The sequence below is a fragment of the Mycobacterium sp. genome, assembly GCF_032162105.1.
Classification (GTDB): Bacteria; Actinomycetota; Actinomycetes; order Mycobacteriales; family Mycobacteriaceae; genus Mycobacterium.
Genome location: NZ_JAVRPS010000530.1, coordinates 1 through 6,118, shown reverse-complemented (window position 1 = coordinate 6,118; position 6,118 = coordinate 1). Strand labels below are relative to the sequence as shown.

Annotated in this window: 5 protein-coding genes and 1 tRNA gene; 1 reads left to right on the top strand and 5 read right to left on the bottom strand. The window is 64.4% G+C overall.

Annotation, left to right across the window (positions count from 1 at the left end; all coding sequences use genetic code 11):
- The 3 genes from QOC69_RS27250 to QOC69_RS27240 all read right to left on the bottom strand — a co-directional run.
- A partial coding sequence (locus QOC69_RS27250) for a branched-chain amino acid ABC transporter permease (RefSeq protein WP_526445549.1) occupies positions 1–524 on the bottom strand: 524 nt, incomplete at its 3' end.
- Positions 525–603: 79 nt separating this feature from the next.
- The gene (locus QOC69_RS27245) at positions 604–1,815 is read right to left on the bottom strand and encodes a branched-chain amino acid ABC transporter substrate-binding protein (RefSeq protein WP_526445547.1); all 1,212 of its coding nucleotides are present in this window, start codon (positions 1,813–1,815) and stop codon (positions 604–606) included.
- A gap of 176 nt (positions 1,816–1,991) precedes the next feature.
- Positions 1,992–2,603: a two-component system response regulator PdtaR gene (locus QOC69_RS27240; RefSeq protein ID WP_526445545.1), complete on the bottom strand. Its 612-nt coding sequence runs from the start codon at positions 2,601–2,603 to the stop codon at positions 1,992–1,994.
- A 95-nt stretch (positions 2,604–2,698) separates the two neighbouring features.
- Between QOC69_RS27240 and QOC69_RS27235 the strand changes: the two genes are divergently transcribed.
- Positions 2,699–2,772, top strand: a tRNA-Leu gene (locus QOC69_RS27235).
- Positions 2,773–2,850: 78 nt separating this feature from the next.
- Here the strand turns inward: QOC69_RS27235 and QOC69_RS27230 are convergent.
- Positions 2,851–4,803: a cellulase family glycosylhydrolase gene (locus QOC69_RS27230; RefSeq protein ID WP_526445543.1), complete on the bottom strand. Its 1,953-nt coding sequence runs from the start codon at positions 4,801–4,803 to the stop codon at positions 2,851–2,853.
- Positions 4,804–5,513: 710 nt separating this feature from the next.
- Positions 5,514–6,005, bottom strand: coding sequence for a Dps family protein (locus tag QOC69_RS27225; protein ID WP_526445541.1), 492 nt, complete (start codon positions 6,003–6,005; stop codon positions 5,514–5,516).
- Positions 6,006–6,118 lie beyond the last annotated feature (113 nt).

Here is a 6,118-nt window from a genome sequence, read left to right as displayed (position 1 = left end):
ACCAGGATGATCGGCTGCTGGGCGTTCGATCCGCCGTATCCCTTGATGATTTGCGGCAGGATGAAGTGCACGAATTCCTGGAGCACGAAGGACATTCCGATGGCGGTGATCAGGAAGGTCAGCGACCGCGCGTTGCGGCGCCGCAGCGGGCGGTAGGCGATGAACTCCAGCCCCACCGCCGCCGTCCCTGACACCAGCATCGCGAACAGCATGGCAATCGCGAGGTACAGGATGGTGAGTGCGACGCCCTTGTTGTAGGCGTTACCGCTCGGAGCGAATCCCAGGATCATGTCCAGGCAGAAGTACGCGCCGAACATGCCGAGCATGAAGATCTCGGAATGGGCGAAGTTGATCAGCCGGAGCACGCCGAACACGAGGGTGTAGCCGACGGCGACCAGCGCATAGATGGCGCCCCACGACAGTCCGTCGATGGTCAACTGCCAGAAGCCGTTCAGAAGGCCATCGACGTTGAAGTTGATGTTGGCGGCCTGGCAGGCGAATTGTTCGACGCACTCTTGGATCATCCGGCGGCGGCTCCTGGTGGATTACGGATACGAGGCGCGTCCGAGGCCTACGGTCTCGGACGTGCCTCGTCTCGGACGGCTACTGAACCTTGTAGATCCAGATCAGCGTCGAGGTCAGTTCACCCTTGTCCGTCCACTGGTACTTACGTGCCACACCCTGGCCGTTGTAGTTCTTGACGAAGTCCAGCAGCGCCGGTCGGGTGATGGCACCCGAATCGATGCCCTTCAGCAGGATGGTGCCCAGGTCGTAGCCCTCGGTGCTGTAGGTGCTTGGCTCCACGCCGAACTTCTTCGTGTACTCGTCGACGAACGAGCCGGTGGCCGGACCGCACGGGCAAGCCAGGATGGCGTCCTTGGACGCCTCGCCGGCCTGCTTGACGAACTCCGGATCCTTGGTGCCGTCGGCGCTGGCGAACGTCGCGGTGACGCCGCCGTCCTTCAGCTGCTGCACGAACGGGGCCGCCTCGGAGTAGTAGCCGCTGTAGAACACCGCATCGGGGTTGGCGCCCTTGACCTGGGTCACCGCGGCCGAGAAGTCCTTGTCGCCCTTCTTCACCGAGATGTTGCAGGACGAATCCGCAACGGGTCCGAGCGTTTCGCGCACGGCGGTGGCCAGGCCGAGACCGTAGTCGGTGCTGTCGTCCACGACGCAGATCTTCTTGTAGGACAGCGTGTTCTTCAGGTAGTTCGCGACCGACGGACCCTGCACGCCGTCGTTGGCCAGGCCGCGGAAGAACGTCTTCCAACCGTTCTCGCTCAGCGTGACGTTGGTGGCCGACGCGGTGACCGAGGCCAAGCCGGCCTGGTCGAACACCGTGCCGGTGGCCTTGGTCTCGCCGGAGAAGGCCGGCCCGACCAGGCCGATGGTGTATTGATCGTCGACGATCTGCGGGGCGATGGCGGTGGCCTTCTGCGGGTCACCCTCGGTGTCGAACGGCTTCAACTGCACCTGGCAGCCGGGGTTCGCGGCGTTGTGCTTGTCGATGGCCAACTGCACGCCGTTCTTGATGTTGATGCCGAGTGCGGCGTCCGGACCGGTGAGGGCGCCGGCCATCGCGATCGACACCGGCGGGCAGGTCGCCTTCCCGTCCCCGGCTGCGTCGGCGGGTGCGGCACCGCCGGCCGTCTTCACCTCGGCGCCGTTTTCGTCGATCTGAACCTGCTCGACGATCTTCAGGTTGGCTTGGGACTTGTTCTGTTCGGGGGCGGACTGATTGCAGCCGGCAATGCCCAGCACAACCAAGCCCGCGCTACCGAGAGCAAATGCACTACGTGCCACGCGACCTCGCACGTTTCACCTCCGAGTCAGAGTTGTCATCGGCATCGAGCGTGCAGCGCACGTCGGCCGCCCGCCGATGCTTCGGGTAGAACATAGCCAACCCATGGCCGTAGTGCGTCATGTTGGGAAATGCGGCCTGCGTATCCGCAGTGTCTGCGGGTCAAATGGCGGGTCCGGAAACGCAGTTGTTACCCGTCGCCCGGCGCATCCAACGTTTCCAGCACTACTTCGGCAACACGTTTCATGGTCGTTCGGCGGTCCATGGCGGCGCGCTGAATCCACTTGAATGCCTCGGGCTCGGTCATCCCCTGCTTCTGCTGGAGCAAACCCTTTGCGCGCTCGACGAGCTTGCGGGTCTCGAGCCGATCCGTGAGCGTGGCGACTTCTGCTTCCAGCGCGGCGATCTCGCTGAAGCGGCTCATGGCGACCTCGATGGCCGGAATCAGATCGGTGATGGAGAACGGCTTCACCAGATAGGCCATAGCGCCGGCATCCCTGGCCCGCTCGACGAGGTCGCGCTGCGAGAAGGCGGTGAGCACCACGATCGGGGCGATGCGCTTGCTGGCGATCTCAGTGGCGGCGTCGATGCCGTCGCGGCGAGGCATCTTCACGTCCATGATCACCAGATCCGGCTTGAGCCGTTCGGCCAACTCGACGGCCTCCTGCCCGTCGCCGGCCTCCCCGACCACGTCGTAGCCCTCCTCGCGAAGCATCTCGGCGAGGTCGAGGCGAATGAGGGCTTCGTCCTCGGCGATGAGTACACGGCGCGGCTTCTCGGCGTCGGTCGTTGGCCCGGTCATGTGCACATTGTCGCGTGGCGGGCGCTGATCAGCGACCTCGGGGCCGTCACGGGCCCTCCAGGCGATCCTCTATGGTGGGAAACCGCACGAGCGGAGCCCTCGTATCCCAACTGGCAGAGGAAACGGATTCAAAACCCGTCCAGTGTGAGTTCGAATCTCACCGAGGGCACTTCAACGCCGACGAACCAGAGGCCCCTAACGCACTGTTGGGGGCCCCTGGTTGCAGAACGCAGGCGAAGTCGCTCGCCTAGCTCGTTGCACCGCCGGTCGAATCGGACGCGCCTTCCGCACCCGCCGTGACGCCCACGGTGACGGGTACGGGCTTGGCCTTGATCTCGACCGAGCCACCACCGTCCTTGCCGTGTGCGTGTCGGCCGGAACCGTCCTCGTGGTCGGCAACTTTGCCCGACTTCGACTGGCCCTCCGAGGCGCCGGACTTCCCCGCCTCAGCCGACTTGCCCGCGTCACCGGACTTGCCTGCCTCGTCGGGCTTGCCAGTTTCCGGCGACGACCCGGGAGTCGTTGCACCGGTGGATGTTTCGGTCGATCCCGTCGTCTCGGTAGTCTTGGCCGGCTCGGTGGTCGTGGCGGTCTCGGTGGCCTTGGCTGGCACCGTGGTCTCCGTCTCCGTCTTCGTTACCGTCTCCTCGACGGCCGGCTGTGCAGGCGTGGCGGTCGCCTCGGCAGCCGTCGCCACGGTGGCGACCTCCTCCGTGGCGGTTTCCTCCGTCGCGGTCTTCTCCGTCGCGGTCTTCTCCGTCGCGGCTTCCTTCGACGCCGCCTCGGCACCCTTGGCGTCCGCGGCGGTTGCCTCCCCGGTACCTGCCGCCCCGGCCTCTGGCGATTCGACCGATGCCACCCTCAGCGTCAACGGCGCTGCGGATGTGGTCACGCCGGCCAGGCCACTGAACCCACCCAAGAAGTTCGTGATCGCGGTGACGATCGCATTCACGAAGGCCTGCACCCCTGCAACGACCGACTGGACCAGCGCCACGATCGGACTCAGTATCGGGATGCCCGGGTTGGTCGGCATCGGGTGTGCGGCAATCCACTGCGCAAGCAACTGCGAGACGGTGTAGGTGACCCCATTCACCGTGTAGACCTTCTCGCCACCGCTCTCCGTCCAGACGCCCATGTCGGCCCCGGGGTCGGTGCCCGTGGAGTCCCGGCCGGTGTAGATGAAGACCGGCCCCGCTTGCGAGTAGGTCTGCCAGGTGTCGAGGAGATCCGTGATCCACTGCGCCTGCTGCTGATAGCCGGCGGCATCGGTGCTGGCCACGCCGTACTCACTGAGCCAGACCTTCTTGTCGCCGATCATGGCCATGATGGCTTCGACCTGTTCGCGGGGCGTCAGCATCCCGGCGGGGCAGGTGGGGCAGGACCCGGAGAACGGAATCTGATCCCCATACGGGTGGATCGACAACGCATCGAAGAGATTCAGCGCGTTGGGCCCGAGGGCGGTGAGCATCCGCTGGACGAATTCGACCGGATCCATCGTGAATGGGCTGTCCTGTGTGGCGCCCACGGCACCGGCTACGACCGTGGCCGACGGGTCGACTGCCTTGATCGCGGGATATATCGCCGCCAGCAGCGACGCGTAAGCCTCGGGACTGATGGGGTTGGAGAACTGGATGTAGTTGGGCTCGTTCCAGATCTCGTACGCCGAGACGACATCGGCATAGGTGGGGCCGTTGACGGTCCATTGGTGCGCCATGAAGGCCTGCATGAAGTTGACGAACGCCGCGGTGTTGGGCGTGTCGCTCCCGAGGGGGAACCCGGGGTTACCGGGGTTTGGCCCCGCCCACGTCGGGGTGCCGTTGACCTCGGCCATCACGCCCATGTTCCGGGCGGCCGCGGCTGACATGACCCTGTCGAGGAGCGACCAGTCGTAGGTGTTGTCCGTTTGTTCGATGAGCCCCCATGGCACGAACACGCGAATGTTCTGCACGCCGATCGACTGCAGCTGGTCCAGCGTTGCGTCGATGTCGGCCTGCGACATGCCGTAGAGGGGTGACTCGGCCATGCCGATGGTGTTCGGCGTCTGGGTGATCTCCGCCACCTGGATGTAGTCGTAAGCAGCCATCCTGGGCGGCGATACGAAGATCCCACTGGCGTAGGCGCTCACCATCGCCGCCGGGATGACCGCTATGACAGCCCGCGTCGCGATGGAGCGAAACAGAGTGCCTTTGCACTTGTTCATTGGGGGAGTCCCTCTTTCGTTCATGACCGAAGTTTTCGACATCACCGTCATCCGGCGTCGTTAATTTACTCACTCGACAGCAAATATGCATGGCTATTGACGTGAACTGCAAGTGACCACCCCTGAAGGCGCTCTCAGCTCAACGTGTCAGTGCCTGCCCCCTTCGCTGCAATACGCACGTTTAGCAAATAATCGGGGGAATGGTATGCATTAGCGTTGTTTCATCACGTACAGATCTCGAAACCATCAAAATGCCAGCTGAAGGGTATCGTTTCGCCACAAACCACCGAATAGTCGGAACCGGTGCAATGGCGACACTCCGTGTCAGACTAGCTACAGCCAATATGGCGTGGTCCGCCTGGCACCTCGACCGGGGTGCGGCAAACAGTTATTGACTGTCTCGAAAATTTATCCAGCAAGCGACTGATCTTGTGGGAGTTACCCTCTATGCGGGGCGGTCGGGGATGGCGGCGCGGTGGCGGGCGGCATGAACCCGCCGACTCGACGCGGCCCGTGCGTGCCGACGGTGGCACTGGAGATCAGGGGCTCGGGCCGCAATCAACATCAAGCGCAGAGCACTTCGCGACAGATGCGCGTGTTGACCGTGACGACCCGGATCGGCGCGGCCGTGAGCGTCGAGCGCGGTCGCGTTCCTGCCCATCCCGCAGCGTCATGCACACCTGGTATCTGACGGGGCGGAGAGCCACGCCTTAGACCTTGCGGTTCTCCGACTTGATCAGCCAGGCGAGCTTCTCCAGGCCATCGATGAGCTGGTGCAGGATGTCGGCCGTGCTCGGATCTTCGGCGTCGACGTCGTCGTGCACCGCACGCATCGTGTCGACCGCCGCGTACACCCGCGCGGTGACCAGGTCGACCGCCTCAGCGGTGGCGATCTCGTAGGCCGGGAACTGCGGCAACGTCGTGGTGGCTGCCACGGTGTCCGACCGACCGTCTGGTACGGCGTCGAGAGCGCGCAGTCGCTCGGCGATGGTGTCACTACCGACGCGGGCGAAGTCGACGAGCTCGTCCAGCTGCAGGTGCAGGTCGCGGAAGTTGGTGCCCACCACGTTCCAGTGCGCCTGCTTGCCCTGCAGGTGCAGTTCGATCAGATCGGCGAGCACGCGCTGCAGGTTTCCTGCGAGCTCCGGTGAGGCCGCGAAAGCGGTGATGTCGGCGTCGTTGCGACGGGTTGCACTAGTCATGGTCAGCTCCCTTTCGTTCACTCGGTACAACCGCACCGCGACCGGGATGCATCGCATTCGCGCCGGTGAGTGCCCTCACACCGGTTGCTCCTAGTGATCCTGTTGGGCGAGCA